General features: G+C 72.0%; 13 protein-coding genes. 3 read left to right on the top strand and 10 right to left on the bottom strand.

Annotation, left to right across the window (positions count from 1 at the left end; all coding sequences use genetic code 11):
- Positions 1 to 33 precede the first annotated feature (33 nt).
- A complete protein-coding gene (locus AB0M62_RS02425) occupies positions 34 to 2,217 on the top strand; it encodes a lipopolysaccharide biosynthesis protein (protein ID WP_366072255.1) in 2,184 nt (727 codons plus the stop codon).
- Here the strand turns inward: AB0M62_RS02425 and AB0M62_RS02420 are convergent.
- The 10 genes from AB0M62_RS02420 to hutU all read right to left on the bottom strand — a co-directional run bounded on the left by AB0M62_RS02420 (position 2,192) and on the right by hutU (position 15,047).
- Positions 2,192 to 3,340 (bottom strand): glycosyl hydrolase, encoded by a 1,149-nt coding sequence (locus AB0M62_RS02420; protein WP_366072177.1) that lies wholly within the window; start codon positions 3,338 to 3,340, stop codon positions 2,192 to 2,194. The two genes, AB0M62_RS02425 and AB0M62_RS02420, sit on opposite strands and share 26 nt — an antisense overlap.
- Positions 3,337 to 3,729 (bottom strand): hypothetical protein, encoded by a 393-nt coding sequence (locus tag AB0M62_RS02415; protein ID WP_366072176.1) that lies wholly within the window; start codon positions 3,727 to 3,729, stop codon positions 3,337 to 3,339. The genes AB0M62_RS02420 and AB0M62_RS02415 overlap by 4 nt, the downstream gene beginning before the upstream one ends.
- 175 nt (positions 3,730 to 3,904) lie before the next feature.
- Positions 3,905 to 5,806, bottom strand: coding sequence for a hypothetical protein (locus AB0M62_RS02410; protein WP_366072175.1), 1,902 nt, complete (start codon positions 5,804 to 5,806; stop codon positions 3,905 to 3,907).
- Positions 5,807 to 5,934: 128 nt separating this feature from the next.
- Positions 5,935 to 6,744 carry a polysaccharide deacetylase family protein gene (locus tag AB0M62_RS02405; RefSeq protein ID WP_366072174.1) on the bottom strand — a complete coding sequence of 270 codons (810 nt, stop codon included), beginning with the start codon at positions 6,742 to 6,744 and terminating at the stop codon, positions 5,935 to 5,937.
- Position 6,745: 1 nt separating this feature from the next.
- A complete protein-coding gene (locus AB0M62_RS02400; RefSeq protein WP_366072173.1) occupies positions 6,746 to 8,170 on the bottom strand; it encodes a glycosyltransferase in 1,425 nt (474 codons plus the stop codon).
- Between the two features lie 40 nt (positions 8,171 to 8,210).
- On the bottom strand, positions 8,211 to 9,296 hold the full coding sequence (locus AB0M62_RS02395) for a GNAT family N-acetyltransferase (protein WP_366072172.1): 1,086 nt from the start codon (positions 9,294 to 9,296) through the stop codon (positions 8,211 to 8,213).
- 215 nt (positions 9,297 to 9,511) lie between these two features.
- Complete coding sequence (hutI, locus tag AB0M62_RS02390; RefSeq protein WP_366072171.1) at positions 9,512 to 10,681, bottom strand: imidazolonepropionase; 1,170 nt, start codon at positions 10,679 to 10,681, stop codon at positions 9,512 to 9,514.
- Positions 10,682 to 10,777: 96 nt separating this feature from the next.
- Positions 10,778 to 12,139 carry a formimidoylglutamate deiminase gene (locus AB0M62_RS02385; protein ID WP_366072254.1) on the bottom strand — a complete coding sequence of 454 codons (1,362 nt, stop codon included), beginning with the start codon at positions 12,137 to 12,139 and terminating at the stop codon, positions 10,778 to 10,780.
- Positions 12,136 to 13,326: an allantoate amidohydrolase gene (locus tag AB0M62_RS02380; RefSeq protein ID WP_366072253.1), complete on the bottom strand. Its 1,191-nt coding sequence runs from the start codon at positions 13,324 to 13,326 to the stop codon at positions 12,136 to 12,138. The genes AB0M62_RS02385 and AB0M62_RS02380 overlap by 4 nt, the downstream gene beginning before the upstream one ends.
- 47 nt (positions 13,327 to 13,373) lie before the next feature.
- Positions 13,374 to 15,047: a urocanate hydratase gene (hutU, locus tag AB0M62_RS02375; protein ID WP_366072170.1), complete on the bottom strand. Its 1,674-nt coding sequence runs from the start codon at positions 15,045 to 15,047 to the stop codon at positions 13,374 to 13,376.
- Between the two features lie 104 nt (positions 15,048 to 15,151).
- Between hutU and AB0M62_RS02370 the strand changes: the two genes are divergently transcribed.
- Positions 15,152 to 16,519 (top strand): diaminopimelate decarboxylase, encoded by a 1,368-nt coding sequence (locus AB0M62_RS02370; RefSeq protein WP_366072169.1) that lies wholly within the window; start codon positions 15,152 to 15,154, stop codon positions 16,517 to 16,519.
- Positions 16,520 to 16,611: 92 nt separating this feature from the next.
- Entirely contained in the window at positions 16,612 to 17,964 is a 1,353-nt protein-coding gene (locus AB0M62_RS02365; RefSeq protein ID WP_366072168.1) for an APC family permease, read from the top strand.
- Positions 17,965 to 18,006 lie beyond the last annotated feature (42 nt).

The following is an 18,006-nucleotide window of genomic DNA, read 5'->3' as shown; positions in this document are numbered from 1 at the left end:
GGCTCGGCCCCGCCCCGCGACGCCGTCACGGACGTGGGTGCGCCTGCTGAGGGCGAGGGCACGCAGGACACCGACCGGCCGGCCGACGGCGACTCGATGTTCCGCAACGCCTACGCGCTGATGCTGTCCACCGGCGTCTCCGCCGCGCTGGGCCTCGGGTTCTGGCTGGTCGCCGCGCGCTACTACAGCAAGGAGGCGGTGGGCGTCGGCTCCGCCGCCATCGCCGCCCAGCGGCTGCTGGCCTCCCTCACCGCCACCACCATGATCGGCGCCGTGGTGCGCTATGTGCCGCGCGCCGGACGGGCGACCGGCCCGCTGGTGCTGCGGACGTACCTCGTCAGCTCGGTCGTGGTGGCCCTGGCCTGCGGTGTCTTCCTGCTCACCCTCGACCTGTGGGGGCCCACGTACGCACCGCTGGGAGGACTCGGCGCCGGCCTCTTCTTCACCGCCTCCTGCGTCGCCTGGGCGCTTCTGACCCTTCAGGACGGGGTGCTGACCGGCCTGCGCCGCGCCATCTGGGTGCCCGTCGGCAACGCCGGCTTCTCCCTGGGCAAGCTGGTGCTGCTCGCGGTCTTCGCGAGCGCCATGCCGGTCCTCGGCGTCTTCGTCTCCTGGTCGGTGGCGATCGCGCTGTCGGTCCTGCCGCTCGGCTGGCTGGTCTTCCGCAGGCTCATCCCGCAGCAGGCCGCCGCCGACCGCGACCGCGAGCCGCCCGCCCTGCGCGAGATCGGGCGGTTCCTGGCCGGCGACTCGGTCGGTGCCCTGTTCAGCCTGGCGATGATCAATCTGCTGCCGGTGATGGTGGCGGTCCGCTTCGACGCCGCGCACAACGGCTTCTTCTACATCGCGTACACCGTCGGCGGAACCATGGAGTTCATGGCCATCAACATGGCCTCCTCGCTCACCGCGCACGCCTCGCACAGTCCGGACCGGCTCGCCGACGGCGTGCGCGGTGCCCTGCGGCGGATGGCCGTCCTTCTGGTGCCCGTCGTCCTGGTGCTGATCGTCTTCGCCCCGCAGATCCTCGCCCCGTTCGGCGCCACGTACGCCGAGCACGGCACGACCGCGCTGCGGCTGCTGGCCGCCGCCGCGCTGCCGCGGGTCGTCGTCGAGCTGTACATCGGCGTGCTGCGGGTGCAGGGGCGCACCGGCATGCTGGCCGCTCTCCAGGGCGCCATGTGTGTGCTGGTACTGGGCAGTGCCGCGCTGCTGCTGGGCCCGGTGGGCATCTCCGGGGCGGGGCTCGCAATGCTGCTGAGCATGACCCTGATGGCGCTGGTCTCGGCGCCCGGGCTGCGTTCGGCGCTGAGCGGCCGACCGCCTCGGCGGACCTGGCCGGCGCGGTTCCCCGGCCGCCGCAAGAGCACCGGGGACGAGGAGTACGGGACCAGCTGGGCGCGCCGGGCCGCGGAACTGCGCGCGGAAGCGGTGGAGTCGTACGGCGGCCGGTGGGCCGAGGACACCGCCTACCTGCGGGGCGCGCACGACGGAGTGACCCCGGCCTTCGGCATCCCGGTGCTGCGTGATCCGGACGTCCCCGGACGGTCGAGCGCCCGTACGGACGGGGCCACGGAGGGCGAGGAGAACCGGCTGACCGAGGCGCTGTGGCTGCTGCTCGGGCTGGCGGCGGGTCTGTTCTGGGTACCGCTGGCACGGGCGGCCCAGGACCGGCGGGCCCACGTCGGCCAGCTGCCGGGCACCGGGCTCACCGACGCTCTGCCGCCTGTCACCCTCACCGCCGGCGTACTGCTGGTGGTGATCTACTGCGCGGCCGTCTCGCTGTACCGGGCCCGCCCCGCCCTGCTGGTGTCCGCGCTGGTGGCCACCACGGCCGCCCTGCACACCGCACCGCTCCTCCTCGGGACGCTGCCGGACCCCGCCGCCGGCCCCGGGCACAAGGCGCTCACCGCGTTCGTGGCGGGGGCGGCCGGGCTGGACGGGGCCGGCGGGACGGAAGGCGTGGCGCGTGTCCTGCCGGTGGTTCTGCAGCTGCTCTGTCTGGCGCTGGCCGCCGAGACCCTGCGGACGCTGGACGCGCACTGGCGGATCACGGCGGGAACGGTGTGGGTGCTGGCCGTGGGCGGCTGGGCGGCGCAGCAGGCGTTCGCCGCCGTCGCGCTGCCCGTCTTCCTCGGCTTCCTCGGGCTGTACGCGGCCACGGCGGCGGGCCGCGCCGTACGGCGGCGCCGGGTCACCGGGGCGGGACCTGCTGCCTGAACCACTTGTCCTTGCCCGCCTGCCGGTACCCCTCCAGGGCGGGCCCCGAGTTGACCGTCAGGTCGCAGTTCTTTCCCGGCACGGAGCGGTTCCACTGGACCAGCGCCTTCGCCTGCGGCATGGTCCGTACGGTCTCGGGGATGGCGGCGTACCACCCCCTCTGCCGGTCCGGGTCGGCCGGATCGGGCGCCGTGCCGAACTCGGCGAGCATGACCGGCTTCCGGTCGGAGATGTTGTCACGCAGCCAGTCGTACGACGGCCGCTGGCTCCGGTCGAAGTCCAGCCAGTCGGGGGACTTGTGGCAGAGGAAGTAGTTGTACTGGTCCATGCCGATCCAGTCGACGTACGCGTCGCCCGGGTAGAGCTGCTTCATCAGCTCGCCGTGCTTCAGGTAGCCGGACACCGTCCACACCCACACGACGTTGTCCACGCCGAGCTCCTCGAACCGGCCGTGGAGGTGCCGGTAGGCGGCGACGTACTCCGCGGGTGTGCCGGCCTCCTTGGCGCGGAAGTCGACTTCCTGGTCGAAGGAGAAGAAGATCCGCTTGCCGTACGCCTTGATGCGGCGGGCCTGCGGGTCGATGATCTCCTCGTCGTACTTCCCGGAGGCGATGTTCTTCCAGCCCAGCTGGTCCTCGGCCCAGTTGGCGTGGTGCGGTTCCGTCCAGACCGTGGACTCCCAGGCCAGCATCAGCAGCCGGTCTCTGCCGAGCTCCTGCTCGTCGGCGGTGAGCAGCTCTCCGTCGAGCTTCCCCTTCGACATGTCGTGGTAGTTGTAGACGAGGTCGAGCTTGCGGCCGATCTTCTTTTCGAAGGCGTACACGGCGTCCTTGAGCGAGCCGTTCGCCGCGTACGGCACATACGCCCCCCACCACGCTCCACAGGACGGCACCAAATCGGCGTTCGGCGCACACGGTCCTTCGGGGAGTTTCCCGGAGGCCGCGTTCTCCGGTAAGGCATGGCCCGCGGGCCGGGAGGAGTCCTCCTTTCCGTCCGTTCCGCCGGACCCGTCCGACCGGGCGATCCATACGCCCAGCCCGGTGAGCAGTGCTCCCACGGCTGCGAGTACCAGCGCGGCGTACGCGATGCCCCGCTGTGAGCCGCCCGCGTGCCGTCCCGTCATCGGCCCCGCCCGCTTTCGGGTTTGGCCCGGTCGGCGGCTCCGCGCGTGGCGGCGGGCAGGGGCACGCCCGGCAGGGCGGCCGCGATGGTGGTGAACGCGGCGAGGGACACCAGGAACACTTCGGCGGAGAAGCCCTCCACCAAGAAGAGCGAGGTGGCGACCAGGGTGCCCAGGGAGAGGCTGATCGGCGCGGCGAGCGCGACTGCTTCCAGCCGTGCTCCTGGGCGCAGTCTTTCCGGCTGCGGAAGGAGAAGGGCGAGGCCTGGTGCGACGGTGACGAAGAGCAGCACCGGGATCCAGCGCAGCGGCGCTCCGCCGGGCAGCGCGGTCGCCGCCAGCGCCAGCCATCCGGAGAGGGCCAGGGCCGCTCTGAGCTGTGACTGCTTCACGGTGGTGCTCCCCCTGTCGGGTGTGGCTCGGGGACCGCACGCCGACCGGGGACCGGGCGGGTACGGCGGTCGCGTACGGCGGTCGGACGGGGCGGTCGGGTACGGCAGATCGGGTACGGCCTTCGGGTGCGGCAGGTCGGGCAGGGCCCTCCGGCGGACCGGGGGCGCCCTGCATTCAGCTGCGTGGCCGGTACTCCAGCACCAGGCCGTGCGGGGACTCCTCGACGATCCGGAACAGCGGCGAGCGTTTCAGGTCCTCGCGCATCCGGGCGAAGCTGCCGGGCGGCAGATAGCCCTCGCCGATGACGGCGCGCTGCTGCGTCGGGGTGAGGATGACGAAGGCCGGGCGTCCTTCCGGGATGCCGGCGGCCAGATAACCGGCGGGGTTCTTCAGCATCTTCAGGTTCTCGGGCACTTCCTGTTCGGCGAAGAGCCAGCGTTCGTAGTGGTCGTAGCGGTGGTACGCGGCCGGGAAGGATCCGGTCGCGGCAAGGACGAGCGCGCCGTCCGGTGCCCGGTCGTAGGCCCGCTTCACGAGCGCGACCTCCGCAGGGGACGCGTAGTGCATGCCCTCCTTGCCGTAGTACGAGGGGAGGAACCCGGCCAGCAGCGCGACCAGGGCGACCGGCAGCGCGACCATCGAGGCGCGCCGGGCCAGCCGTCTGCGTCTGCCCGTGCCGCCCATCGCCGGGATCAGGGCGGCGGCAGCGAAGAAGGCGGTGCCGGGCAGGCCGAAGAGGTAGACCCGGAACAGCATCTCACCGCCGTAGTCGTTGACGGCGAACATCGGTACGGGAGCCGCGGCCGCCAGCAGCAGGGGCAGCGCGGTACGGGTGAGCCTGCGGCGGAGCAGGACGGCCGCGCCCGCCAGCAGGCCGAGGGTGATCACCATCGCGATGTTGGCGCGGCCAACCAGTTCGGGCCCCGGACCGGTCGGCTCACCCGCGTAACCGGCACGGGAGTTGTTCAGCAAGTCGCCCGCGGAGTCGCGCAGGGTGCTCAGCGTCTCCAGGAAGAGCACCCGGCCCATCGTGAGGTCCCAGATCAGCATGACGAGTCCGGCGACGACGAGCAGCCCGGCGTTGCGGTAACGGCGGGTCAGACTGAGCGCGAGCAGGGTCGCGCACAGCATCACCGGAGTGAGCTGGTGCGAGGCGTTGATGGCGGCGACGAGTGGGGCGATGATCACCACGGCGATGGCGCGCTGCCGGGTGCCGGTGGGCGGCGGGACCACGGCGGCGGCCGGGTCGAGACGGTCACGTGAGCGCAGCGTCCCCGCCGAGCCCGGCAGCACGAAGTGCCGTACGACCACTGCGAACACGGTGAGGTACAGCAGGTACGAGAGGCCTTGCGGGGACAGGTAGTCCTGCCCGACCCAGTTGGCCAGCTGGAAGATCCAGACCGCCGTCCACACCAGCCGCCAGTCCTCGCTGAAAGTGCGGTAGATGAGGACGAGCACCGGCATCATCAGCAGGCCGAGGACGACCGGCGCCCAGTTGATGAAGGACGCGGCACTCTCGACACCGAAGGCCCGCACCAGCGCGGCGTTGAGCGCGAAGAAGCCGGGCCACTGGTCGTACGCCGACATGCCGCCGGAGAGCGTCTGTTCGGGGTGCACGGTCCCCTCGGCCAGCAGCCGCGCGATGACCGCGTCGTGCTTGGAGGCCCAGGCGTAGCGCACGGAGTCGTACAGCAGGGCGGGCGGCGCCTTCAGGGCGAACAGCAGCGCGACGCTGTAGGCGGCGGGCCACCAGGGGGCGGTCCCGGCGCGGCGCAGGCTCAGCGCGAAGCCGGCGCTCAGTACGAGAAGCGAGACGTAGAAGGCGAGCGGGAAGCGGTCGAGGAGCCCGAAGTCCCCGATGTCGCGGAAGTCGATCCGGGGCAGCGCGTACGCCCACAGTGTGGCGGCCACCGCCAACGGAAGCCAGACCAGCAGGCGTCGCGGCCGGATCAGCTCACGTGGCCCGGGTATCCGGGACCTCGGCTGCTCGGAGGTGACTTCCCTTTCGTCTCCGGTCTTCTGGGCAGGGGGCGCCCCGGTGCTCCCGACGACCGGCGTGGGCACGCGTTGTTGCACTGTGCGACTCCCCCCACTGCTGTGGTTGCGGCCGTCACGCCGCTGTCCCCTTCAGCGAAGTATAGGAACGTGCTTCGCTTTTGTACGGCTGTCGTACACACCTGTTGCAGTCGGATCCTGTGTGGCGGCTAGCCGGCGAACACCGGCCCCCGGACCGCCGCGCGGGCGCGCCGGAACAGCCGCCATCCGACGGTGGGCAACGAGTCCGGATAGGGGGCGACCCTGGCTCCCGCGCCGGACATCCAGGCCTCGACGTCCGCGACCGTGTGGCTGCGGCGCAGGATGAGCCGCGCTATGCGGTACGGCTCGTCGGTGTCCGAGCTGAGTGCGTGCCGGACGGCGACCGCCGAGGTGTAGCCGGCCCTGCGGGCGGCCCGCCGCACCGCGGGGCTGTTGTAGCCGTGCGGATAGGCCAGGTGCGTCACCTCGTGCCCGAGCACGTCCTCCAAAGTCTTCTTGGATTCGGCCAGTTCGTGGCGCAGGGCGCCGGCGCTCAGGGTGTCCAGCTGGGGGTGGGTGACGGTGTGGCCGCCCACTTCCATGCCGCACTGCTCCAGCAGCGGCACCTGGTCCAGCGTCATCATCGGGGCAGGCGGCAGCAGGCTGTGGCCGCCCGGGGTGATCGCGCCGGTGGTGAGGTAGGCGGTGGCGGGCAGACCACGGTCGGCCAGCGCCTCGGCGGTCGGTCCGGGCAGATCGGCGAATCCGTCGTCGAAGGTGAGGGCGACCGGGCGCGGCGGCAGCGGGGCGCGGCCCGCGAAGTGGTCGGCGAGTGCGCTGACCGGTACGGGCGTGCGGCCGCTCGCGGCGACCGCGTCGAGCTGCGCCGCGAAGTCCCTTGGTCTGACGGTGAATTCGGCGATCCAGTCGGGAGGATCGTCCATCACGGCGTGGTAGAGGAGTACCGGAATCGGGGGTGCTGCGGCTCTGTCGCTCATCTCATCTCTCCCCCCAGGGAAGTGGGTTGCCGCGAACGCGACGCCGCGCCAGGGCGTACCCGAGCGGCCCGTAGAGCATGCCCCTGCGCTCCAGCCGGGAGAGGCTGCGCGGCCATGCGTGGTCCTGCGCACCGTGCTGACCGGGTACGTTCGCCGGCCCGGCGGCCGCACCGCGGTGGGCGGTCATCGCGCGGGCGCGCGCGAGCCCCCTGGGCAACCGGGCGAGCAGCGCGGGCAGCAGGGCGGGGCGGCGGACCAGGATCGCGGTGAGGAACGCCGTGAGCCCGGCCCCGTATCCGTACGCCTGGTTCTCGAGGTCCTGCCACGTCTCCCTGTGGTGGTGCCAGACCAGCGCATCGGGCGTGTAGCGCAGCCGGTGGCCCGCGGCGAGGATCCGTACGAACGCGTACAGGTCGTCGCCGCCCCTGGCGGGGGTTCCGGTGCCGGTGGCGGGGTCGAAGCCACCGACTGCGCGGAGGGCGTCCGCCCGGAAGGCCATGTTGGCGCCGGAGCCGTAACTCCCCGCCGTGAACGGGAACAGCGGCTCGTCGGCGGGCGGGCGGCGCGGATCGTACGTACGCGCCGCGAAGCCCTTGGCGAAGCCGCCGTGGCTCTCCAGCATTACCTGGGCGGGAGTGCGCAGCTGGGCGGGCAGGATCAGCCCGGTGGCGCAGGCGAGGCCCGGATCGGCCGCGAAGGGCGCGGTCAGGGCGGTGAGCCAGTGCGGGTCGGCGATCACGTCGTCGTCGGTGAAGGCGAGGACCTCGCCGTCCGCGACGGCGACGCCCCGGTTGTGGGCGGTGGCCAGACCGGGCACGGGCTCGCGGACATACCGGACGCGGTGGGCGTACGTCGTCTCGACGAGGTCCCGGGTCGCGGTGGTGAGGGGCGCGTTGTCGACGACGACGACCTCGAAGTCCGGGTGGTCCTGCCGGAGCAGCGAGTCGAGTGCGCGGTGCAGTTGCTCACTGCGCTCACGCGTGGCGACGACGACGGAAACGCGGAGCGCTTCCCTGCGGGGTTCGCCCCGGGCGGACCCCGCCCTGGTGGACCGGGCCACGGCGAACGGGCCGCCGACGGACCCATTGGCGTCGGACCCGTCGAAGTGGGAGCCGTCGAGGTGGGAGTCGTCGAGATGGGATTCACTGACATCCGAGCCGGTGACCTCGGACCCGGCGGCGGAGCCCGTTCCCGTCGGACCGGACTTGGCGAGCTGGGCGGCTGCTGCGTTCGCCAGCGCCTTCGCCGGGTCCTCGCCCGGCTCGACGCGGGTGAGGACGGTGCCCACCGGACGGCCGTGCAGCCGGACCAGGGCGTAGACATCTCCCCCGGTGACCGGCGGGCCACCCGGGGCCGGGTCGAAGGAGATCACTTCCCCGGGAAGGCCGTCGAGGTCCAGCTCGGCGACTGCGATGTTCTGCTGCATACGAGTCCCCCTTCCGGCCTCGCGGCCGCAGGCCGACATGTCACCTGCCGCGCAGGCGGGCGGCGCGGTTCAGCGCCTCCGACGCGAAACGGGCCAGTCGCGGCCGGTCGCGTACGAAACCGTGCGCCCTCCGCGAGGGCTCCCGGCTCAGCCAGTACAGGGCGGCGCCCGGGCCGGGCCGGACCGCCGCTCCCTCGTGCACCTGCAGTTCGCCGGTCTTCAGCGCGTCCTTGTACTCGGCGGCTCCCCGGCCCAGGTCGAGCATGCCGATGCCCTCCGCCGCGGCCGCCTCGGCCATCCGGAGGTGGAGGATCAGGCCCGGTGAGAACTTGGCGAACTCCGGGTCGTACGCCGGGAACCAGCAGGACAGCACCGTGCGCGAGCGCAGCCCGAAGTGGGCCGCCGCCGGCCGGCCGCCGACGTACAGCACGGAGAGAACACCCGAGCAGCCGGGCGCGCGGGTCTCCGCAAGCAGCCGCACCAGGTGGCTGATCCACTCCTGCGCGAAGCGGTCCTTGCGGCCAGTGCGGCGGTACTGCGCGGATTTCCAGGCCATCAGCGTGCGCAGCACCGCCGGGTCGCGCTCGTCGAACACGAACCGTACGTCTCCCGCCTGGCGGTCGAGCTTGCGCTCCTTCGCCGCGGTGGTCCTGAAGAACTTGGGCGACTGCCGGCGCAGCACTTCCTCGTACCGGGCGTATCCTCCGCCCACGTCGATCACGGGTGAGGCGAAGCCGCGGCCGGCATACGGGAGAAAGAGCTGCTGGTCCGCCTCGAGATTGTCGAAGTCCCAGGCGGACAGCGAGCAGGCGCGCAGCAGGTGCCGGGTGTCCAGCCGCAGACCGGGACGGAGTACCGCGCCCTGACAGTCGGAGACGCCGAGGCCGATCGCCCGGCCGTGACCCAACGGCCCCTTCTCGTACGGGAAGAAGCCGGCCGCCTCACCGTCCTCCCGCAGCACCGCCACCCGCGCGGCGGGCCTCACCCGCCCCACGGCGAGGGTGAACTCCGGCTCCATGAACGGATTGGCCGGTGCGTCGGCCTTCGCCCGCAGCTCCCGCCAGGCTTCGGTGTCGGCTGCGCCCAGCTCCCCAGGGCTGACCACACGAATGCGTACGTCGCTCAACTCGACCCCCCGGTCTCCCCCATGAGCACGCTGGAATGGACGGTACCGGCCGGCCACCCGGCACGGTAGGGCGCGGCGCGGGTCTCGTGACCATCCTGTGAAGAATGTGTGTCAGGTGGGGAAGGTGATGCGGGAGAGGACGGCGCGTACGACGAGAGGCTTGCGGCGCACGCTCCACAAGCGAGGCCTGCCGGGGTGAAGCCCGGAGCTGCGGCTCAGGCCGCGCGCTCGCCCTTCTGCCAGACGGCCGTCACCAGCGGTACACCCGGCCGGTAGGCCAGGTGGACATGGCTTGGTGCGTCGAGCAGGGCCAGGTCGGCGCGGGCGCCGGGCGCGATTCTGCCGACGTCCGTGCGGCGCAGGGCCGCCGCGCCGCCGGCGGTGGCCGACCAGAGCGCCTCGTCCGGGGTCATGCCCATGTCGCGTACCGCCAGGGCGATGCAGAACGCCATCGAACTGGTGAAGGACGAGCCCGGATTGCAGTCCGTGGACAGCGCCACGGTGATGCCCGCGTCGAGCAGACGGCGGGCGTCGGGCCACTGGGCGCGGGTGGAGAACTCGGCGCCGGGCAGCAGGGTGGCAACCGTGCTGCCGCTCGCCAGTGCATCGACGTCCTGCTGCGTCAGGTGTGTGCAGTGGTCGGCCGAGGCGGCGTCGAGCTCCACCGCGAGCTGGACGCCGGGGCCGTGACCGAGCTGGTTCGCGTGGACCCGGGCGGTCAGGCCCTTGGCCTTGCCCGCGGTGAGGACGGCCCGGGCCTGGTCCCCGTCGAAGGCGCCCTTCTCGCAGAAGACGTCCACCCAGCGGGCGTACGGGGCACAGGCGTCGAGCATCTCGCCGGTGACGAGTTCCACGTACGCGGCCGGGTCGTCGGCGTAGTCGGGCGAGACGATGTGCGCGCCGAGGTAGGTGACCTCGTCGGTGTGCCGGGCGGCGATCCGGAGGGCGCGCGCCTCGTCGGCGACGGTCAGCCCGTACCCCGACTTGGTCTCGAAGGTGGTCGTGCCCTGGCGCCGGGCCTCGTGGAGGTAGCGCAGCAGATTGGCCTCCAGCGCCTCGTCGGAGGCGGCGCGGGTGGCGGCGACGGTGGTGCGGATGCCGCCCGCGGAGTAACTGCGTCCGGACATCCTGGCGTTGAACTCGGCCGTGCGGTCACCGGCGAAGACGAGGTGCGAGTGCGAGTCGACGAAGCCGGGGACCAGAGCCCGGCCGGCGGCGTCGACGGCGTTGTCGGTGGCGGGTGCTTTGCTTGATTCACCGACCCAGGCGACGCGGTCGCCGTCGATGACGACGGCCGCGTCCTGGATCAGACCGAGGGGGCCTTCACCGAGGGAGGGGTCGTTGGTGACCAGGCTGGCGATGTTGCTGATGGCGGTGCTCGTCATCGCGGGGGCCGCTTTCGTGATGAGGGGGGCCGTGGTGGGGGGTGCCGTGGTGAGGGGGGCCGGGGCGGCGGGGGGCGGGGATGGCGGGTGTCTCGCTCAGCCGCGGACGGCCGCGATCGACTCGGCGAGGGCCGCGGGAACGTCAGGTACGAGTTGGTGCACTCCGTCGCTGACCACATGACGGCCGCCCACGACCGTGTGGCGGACATCCGCCGCGGAGGCGGCGAATACGGCGGTCTCGGCGCCCAGACGGGGCAGTGGGCCCGCTGTTCTGACCGAGTCCAGGGCGATGGTCGTAAGGTCGGCGAGCGCGCCCTGCTCGAGGGCGCCCGCGTCGTCCCAGCCGAGTGCCGCATGGCCGTCGGCCGTGGCGGCGCGGAGCAGGGCCGCCGCGGTCCAGTGGCCGCGTGTGCGGGTGCGCAGGCGCTCGTCGAGTTCCATCGCGCGCGCTTCCTCGAGAAGGTCGATCACGGCATGGCTGTCGCTGCCCAGGGACAGCGGGCTGCCCGCCCGCTGCAGCCGGGCCGCCGGGCCGATGCCGTCGGCCAGGTCCCGTTCGGTGGTGGGGCACATACAGGTGCCCGTCGTCGTCCCGCCGAGCAGAGCGATGTCCTCGTCGGTGAGGTGCGTGCTGTGGACGCCCGTCGTGCGGGGCCCCAGGACACCGTGGTCGGCGAGCAGCCGGGTGGGGGTGCGGCCGTGGGCGGCCAGGCAGGCGTCGTTCTCCGCCGTCTGCTCGGACAGGTGGACGTGCAGCGGGGCCCTGCGGGACTCTGCCCACTGCGCCACGGTGGCGAGCTGCCCGGCGGGCACGGCGCGTACGGAGTGGATGGCCGCGCCGATGCGGGCGTGGGCGCTGTCCTTGAGGCCGGCGGCGCGGGCTGCCCAGGCATCGGCCGTGCCGTCGGAGAAGCGGAGCTGCTGCTGGTTCGGGGGTTCCCCGAAGCCCGCCGAGAGGTAGGCGGTGTCGAGGAGGGTGATCCGGATTCCGGCTTCGGCCGCGGCCGCGATCAGCGCCTCGCCCATCGCGTTGGGGTTGTCGTACGGTGTGCCGCCCGCCGCGTGGTGGAGGTAGTGGAACTCGCCGACCGCGGTGATCCCGGCCAGCGCCATCTCCGCGTACACGGCTCGGGCGAGCGCGTGGTAGCTGTCCGGGGTGAGCCGCGAGGCCACCTGGTACATCACCTCGCGCCAGGTCCAGAAGGTCCCGGAGCCGACCTGGACCGTTCCCCGCAGGGCGCGGTGGAAGGCGTGCGAGTGGGCGTTGGCCAGGCCCGGGATGGTGAGGCCGCGCAGGACGGTCGCGCCGGGCGGCGGGGCGTCGACACCGGTACGGACCGCGCTGATACGGCCGTCCGCCCCGGCGGCGGAGCCGCCGCTCGTCACAGTGAGGGCCACGCCCGGTTCGACATGGGTGCCGAGCCAGGCGTGCTCCAGCCAGTACGTCGTCACTGTCACCTGCACGCGAGACCTTCCAGTACGTCGGCGAGTGCGAGGACACCGGCGACGCAGTCGTCCTCGCCGGCGAACTCGGCCGGCGAGTGCGAGACGCCGGTGGGGTTCCGTACGAACAGCATGGCGGTCGGGATGGAGCCGGAGAGGATTCCGGCGTCGTGTCCCGCCCCGGTGCCGAGCACCGGGATCCGCCCGCCCAGGATCCGGTTCAGCTCGTCGCGCAGGGCGTGCTCGAACTCGATCACGGGCGTGAAGGACTCCCGGGTGACCCGTACGTCCACGCCGTCGCGCTCGGCGTGCTCCATCGCCGCCTTCTCGATACCGGCGACGACAGTGTCGAGGGTGCTCTCGTCGGCGGCCCGGGAGTCGAGCCACCCGCGGACGAGGGAGGGGATGGCGTTGACACCGTTCGGCTCGACGGAGATCTTGCCGAAGGTCGCCAGCGCACCGGCGAGCCGGGCCTCCCGGCGGGCGGCGATGACTGTCTCGGCGTACGTGAGCATCGGGTCGCGGCGGTCCTCCAAGCGGGTGGTGCCCGCGTGGTTGGCCTCGCCGTGGAAGTCGAACCGCCAGCGGCCGTGCGGCCAGATCGCCGAAGCGATACCGACCCGATCGCCGGACAGGTCGAGCGCCCGGCCCTGCTCGACGTGCAGCTCGACGAACGCGCCGATGCGGGCTAGCCGTTCCGGGTCGGGGCCGATGGCCGCCGGGTCGTGTCCGGCCCGCTCCATGGCCTGCGGCAGGGAGACCCCGTCGCCGTCGCGCAGCTCGTACGCCTTCTCGGGAGTCAGCTGACCGGCGGTCAGCCGGGAGCCGACGCAGGCGAGCCCGAAGCGCGCGCCCTCCTCGTCACCGAAGTTGGTGAGGGCGAGCGGTCTGGTGAACTGCGCTCCCCTGTGGCGCAGTTCGTCGAGCGCGGCGAAGGAGGACACGACACCGAGCGGCCCGTCGAAGGCTCCGCCGTCGGGCACGGAGTCCAGGTGCGAGCCGGTGACGACGGCGTTCCCGGCCAGGGGGTCGCCGAGCCAGGCCCACTGGTTGCCGTTGCGGTCGACTTCGTACGTCAGTCCGCGGGCGCCTGCCTGGGCCTTGAACCAGGCCCGGCAGTCGGCGTCGGCCGCGGTCCAGGCGTATCGCCGGTACCCGCCGCTGCCGGCGTGCCTGCCGACGGGCAGCAAATCCCGCCACATCTCGTGGAAGGAGGTCCCGGCCACGGCCTTCACGGGATCGTGCGAGGTCACGCGGCGCCGCCTTCGGCGTCCTCGCGCATCGGGACCCGGACGCCGCGGTCGTCCGCCACCGACTCCGCGATGTCGTAGCCCGCGTCGACGTGCCGGATGACTCCCATGCCCGGATCGTTGGTGAGCACGCGGCGGATCTTCTCGCCGGCGAGCTTGGTGCCGTCGGCCACCGAGACCTGGCCGGCGTGGATCGAGCGGCCCATGCCGACGCCGCCGCCGTGGTGGATGGATACCCACGACGCACCGGAGGCGACATTGACCATGGCGTTGAGCAGCGGCCAGTCGGCGATCGCGTCGGACCCGTCGAGCATCGCCTCGGTCTCGCGGTACGGGGAGGCGACCGAGCCGCAGTCCAGGTGGTCACGGCCGATCGCCAGCGGGGCGGCCAGTTCGCCGGACGCCACCATGTCGTTGAAGCGCTCGCCGGCCTTGTCGCGCTCGCCGTAGCCGAGCCAGCAGATGCGGGCGGGCAGGCCCTGGAAGTGGACCCGCTCGCCGGCCAACTTGATCCAGCGGTGCAGCGACTCGTTCTCCGGGAAGAGATCGAGCATGGCCTTGTCGGTCTTGTGGATGTCCGAGGCCTCACCGGAGAGGGCGGCCCAGCGGAACGGTCCCTTGCCCTCACAGAAGAGCGGCCGGATGTACGCGGGGACGAAGCCGGGGAAGTCGAACGCCCGGTCGTACCCGGCGAGCTGGGCCTCACCGCGGATCGAGTTGCCGTAGTCGAACACCTCGGCGCCGGCGTCCATGAAGCCGACCATGGCCTCGACATGGCGGGCCATGGACTCGCGGGCGCGCTGGGTGAAGTCGGCGGGCTTCTCGGCGGCGTAGGACGCCATGTCGTCGAAGTCGACACCGAGCGGGAGGTACGCAAGCGGGTCGTGGGCCGAGGTCTGGTCGGTCACGATGTCGATCGGGGCGCCCTCGGCGAGCATGCGCGGCAGCAGCTCGGCTGCGTTGCCCAGCAGGCCGATGGAGAGCGGCTTGCGGGCGTCGCGCGCCTCGGTGGCGAGTTGCAGGGCGTGCTCCAGCGAGTCGGCGCGCACGTCCAGGTAGCGGTGCTCGATACGGCGCTCGATGGCGCGCGGGTCGCAGTCGATGCAGATCGCGACGCCGTCGTTCATCGTGACGGCGAGCGGCTGGGCGCCGCCCATGCCGCCGAGTCCGGCGGTGAGGGTGATGGTGCCTGCGAGAGTGCCGGAGAACTTCTTGGCCGCGACCGCCGCGAAGGTCTCGTACGTGCCCTGGAGGATGCCCTGGGTGCCGATGTAGATCCACGATCCGGCGGTCATCTGACCGTACATGGTCAGACCCAGCTGCTCCAGGCGCCGGAACTCCTCCCAGTTCGCCCAGTCGCCGACCAGGTTGGAGTTGGCGATCAGGACGCGCGGCGCCCACTCGTGGGTCTGCATCACGCCGACCGGACGGCCGGACTGGACGAGCATCGTCTCGTCCTGCTTCAGCGTTCGCAGCGTGCGCACCATGGCGTCGAAAGAGCGCCAGTCACGGGCGGCCTTGCCGGTGCCGCCGTAGACGACGAGTTTGTCGGGGTGCTCGGCCACCTCGGGGTCGAGGTTGTTCTGCAGCATGCGCAGGGCGGCTTCCTGCTGCCATCCCAGGGCGCTCAGTTCCGTACCGCGCGGTGCCCGTACGGGGCGGGGTCCTGACATGGCGATGCCTCCTCCATTGTTGGTCAATCTATTCACATCCTGACTCGATGAATAGTTGTAGTCAACAGCTGCGGCGCGACGCGCCGGATGATTGGCTGGCACACATGGCTTCGGAAGCGGGCACGGACGTACCGGCACGTCGTGATCAGGCCGTACGAGCGGCGGTGGAGCAGGGCCTCCTCACCGAGGACGAGCCGGTGGTCTGCCTGCTGGACGTGGCCGGAATCCGCACCTCCGCGGCGGCGCTGCACACGGCCTTCGAGTCCGTCACCCCGCCCGCCACCCCGGTCCTGCACGCCTTCGCGGTGAAAGCCGCCCCCCTGGTGCCGGTCCTGCGGCTCCTCTCCGCGGCCGGCATCGGCTGCGAGGTCGCCAGCCCCGGCGAGCTGGCCCTGGCCCGCGCCGCCGGGGTCCCGCCGCCCCGTACCGTCCTCGACTCCCCCGCCAAGACCCACGGCGAGCTCCGCGAGGCGCTCGCGCTCGGCATCGCCGTCAACGCCGACAACGCGCAGGAGCTGAGCCGCCTGGACGCTCTGATCGGATCCGCCCCGCCGGGCACGCCGTGCTCCTCGCCCCTCGGCCTGCGGGTCAATCCCCAGATCGGCGGCGGCTCGATCGGCGCGCTTTCCACCGCCACCGCGACCTCCAAGTTCGGAGTGGCGCTCAAAGACGAAGGGGCACGCGCCTGGGTGGTGAACGCCTACCGCGACCGCCCCTGGCTGACCCGGCTGCACACGCACACGGGGTCGCAGGGCGTGCCTCTGGAAATGATGGCCCAGGGCGTCCGAGAGGTGTACGAGCTGGCCGAGGAGATCAACGCGGCCGTCGGCCACCAGCAGGTCGACACCGTCGACATCGGCGGCGGACTGCCCGTCAACTTCGCCTCCGACGACGAGACTCCGACGTTCGCGCAGTACGCCCGCCTCCTGGCGGACACGGTCCCGGGCCTGTTCGACGGCCGGTACGGGCTGGTCACCGAGTTCGGCCGGTCGCTCCTAGCCAAGCACGGCATCGTCCTCGCCCGCGTCGAGTACACGAAAACGTCCGGCGGCCGTCCGATCGCGGTGACCCACGCGGGCGTGCAGCTCGCCACCCGTACCGTCTTCGCTCCCGCGTCCTGGCCGCTGCGGATCGCCGCGTACGACGCCAAGGGCCGGCCGAGGACCGGCCGGGCCGTCCCGCAGGACGTGGCGGGGCCGGCCTGCTTCGCCGGTGACCTGCTCGCCGAGAGCCGCCCGCTGCCGCTGCTGGAGCCGGGTGACCTTGTGGCGGTGCTGGACACCGGCGCGTACTACTTCGCCAACCCGTTCGCCTACAACAGCCTGGCCAGGCCCGGCGTCCACGGCTTCACCACCTCACCAGACGATCCCGGCCGGGGGGTGCGCTTCGCGACCGTACGCACCCCGCAGACGCTCGACGAGATCGTCGCCGAGTCCGGAGGGGCCCACCGGGACGCTCTGCCGGCCACCTGATCGCCGGGCATCCGGGCGGCGAAGCGGGGCGGCCGGCATCACATCCACCCCACCGGGCAAGGCTTTCCCCACACATCCCCGGTGGAGGCCCCATGTCCACGCCCGGCGCACCTGCCGCACCCCCGCAGCAGCCCGCGCTCAAACGGGTGATCAGCTCCAAGTTGCTGATCCTCTTTGTCATCGGCGACATTCTGGGCACCGGGATCTACGCCACCACCGGCAAGGTCGCGGGTAAGGTCGGCGGCGCGCTGTGGCTGCCGTTCGTGATCGGCTTCGTCGTGGCGGCCCTGACAGCCGCGTCGTACGTCGAGCTCGTGGGCAAGTACCCGAAGGCGGCCGGCGCCGCGCTCTACGCGCAGAAGGCGTTCAACGTCCCCTTCCTGACCTTCATCATCGCCTTCATGGTGATGTGCTCGGGCCTGTCGTCGGCGAGCGCCGCGGCCCGCGCCTTCAGCGGCGACTACCTGACCGAGTTCACCGGCGCGCTGCCGCCGACACTCGTCTCGATCCTGTTCATCCTCGCCCTCGCCGCACTCAACCTGCGCGGCGTCTCGGAATCCGTCAAGACCAACATGGTCCTGACACTGGTCGAACTGTCCGGGCTGCTCGTCATCCTGGCGATCGGCGCGTACGCGATCCTCACGGGCGGTGGCGAGCCGTCCCGGCTCGGCGAGTTCCAGGCGACCGGCACCGGATACGCCCTGTACACCAGCATCCTGGGCGCCACGGCCCTCGCCTTCTTCTCCTTCGTCGGCTTCGAGGACTCGGTCAACATGGCCGAGGAGACGAAGGATCCGGCGCGTGCGTTCCCGCGGGCGATCTTCACCGGCGTCGCTGTCACCGGCACCATCTACGTCCTGGTGGCGCTGGTCTCCTCACTGCTCGTCGACTACCGCACCCTGGCGAAGTCCAGCGGCCCCCTGCTGGAGGTCGTCAAAGCGGGCGGGGTCGCCTTCCCGCCCAAAGTCTTCGCCCTGATCGCGCTGTTCGCCGTCACCAACTCCGCGTTGATCAACATCATGATGGCCTCAAGGCTCTGCTACGGCATGGCGAACGAACGCATCCTGCCGAAGACCCTGGGCCGCGTGCTGCCCCGGCGCCGCACGCCCGTCGTCGGCATCGTCTTCGTCTCACTGCTCGCCGTCGGCCTGGTGTCGACGGGCGAGATCGCGGGCCTGGGCGACACCACCGCGTTTCTGCTGCTGTGCGTGTTCGCGGTGGTCAATGTCGCGGTCCTGGTGCTGCGCCGCGACCCGGTCGACCATCCCCACTTCCGTACGCCCACGGCACTGCCCGTCCTGGGCGCGATCACCGCGATCATCCTGGCCAGCCCGCTCGCCGACCGCCCGGCGGACGTCTACATCCGGGCGGGGGTACTGCTGGTGATCGGAATCGCGCTGTGGGGAATCAACAAGCTGGTGATGAAGGCTCCCGGCGAGGAGTGAGCCACGGCCACCGCACCGGCCGACGCCGCGCGCTACTCGGCG

Source organism: Streptomyces sp. NPDC051219 (genome assembly GCF_040682335.1).
GTDB lineage: Bacteria > Actinomycetota > Actinomycetes > Streptomycetales > Streptomycetaceae > Streptomyces.
Note: the sequence above shows the minus strand (reverse complement) of the source record. Positions and strands in the feature narration are given on the sequence as shown.

What these genes read in the sequence shown, in the direction of transcription:
- AB0M62_RS02420 (WP_366072177.1), bottom strand. Translation starts at nt 3,340, where the DNA reads ATGACGGGACGGCACGCGGGCGGCTCACAGCGGGGCATCGCGTACGCC.
- AB0M62_RS02405 (WP_366072174.1), bottom strand. Translation starts at nt 6,744, where the DNA reads ATGAGCGACAGAGCCGCAGCACCCCCGATTCCGGTACTCCTCTACCAC.
- AB0M62_RS02400 (WP_366072173.1), bottom strand. Translation starts at nt 8,170, where the DNA reads ATGCAGCAGAACATCGCAGTCGCCGAGCTGGACCTCGACGGCCTTCCC.
- hutI (WP_366072171.1), bottom strand. Translation starts at nt 10,681, where the DNA reads ATGACGAGCACCGCCATCAGCAACATCGCCAGCCTGGTCACCAACGAC.
- AB0M62_RS02380 (WP_366072253.1), bottom strand. Translation starts at nt 13,326, where the DNA reads ATGTGGCGGGATTTGCTGCCCGTCGGCAGGCACGCCGGCAGCGGCGGG.
- hutU (WP_366072170.1), bottom strand. Translation starts at nt 15,047, where the DNA reads ATGTCAGGACCCCGCCCCGTACGGGCACCGCGCGGTACGGAACTGAGC.
- AB0M62_RS02370 (WP_366072169.1), top strand. Translation starts at nt 15,152, where the DNA reads ATGGCTTCGGAAGCGGGCACGGACGTACCGGCACGTCGTGATCAGGCC.
- AB0M62_RS02365 (WP_366072168.1), top strand. Translation starts at nt 16,612, where the DNA reads ATGTCCACGCCCGGCGCACCTGCCGCACCCCCGCAGCAGCCCGCGCTC.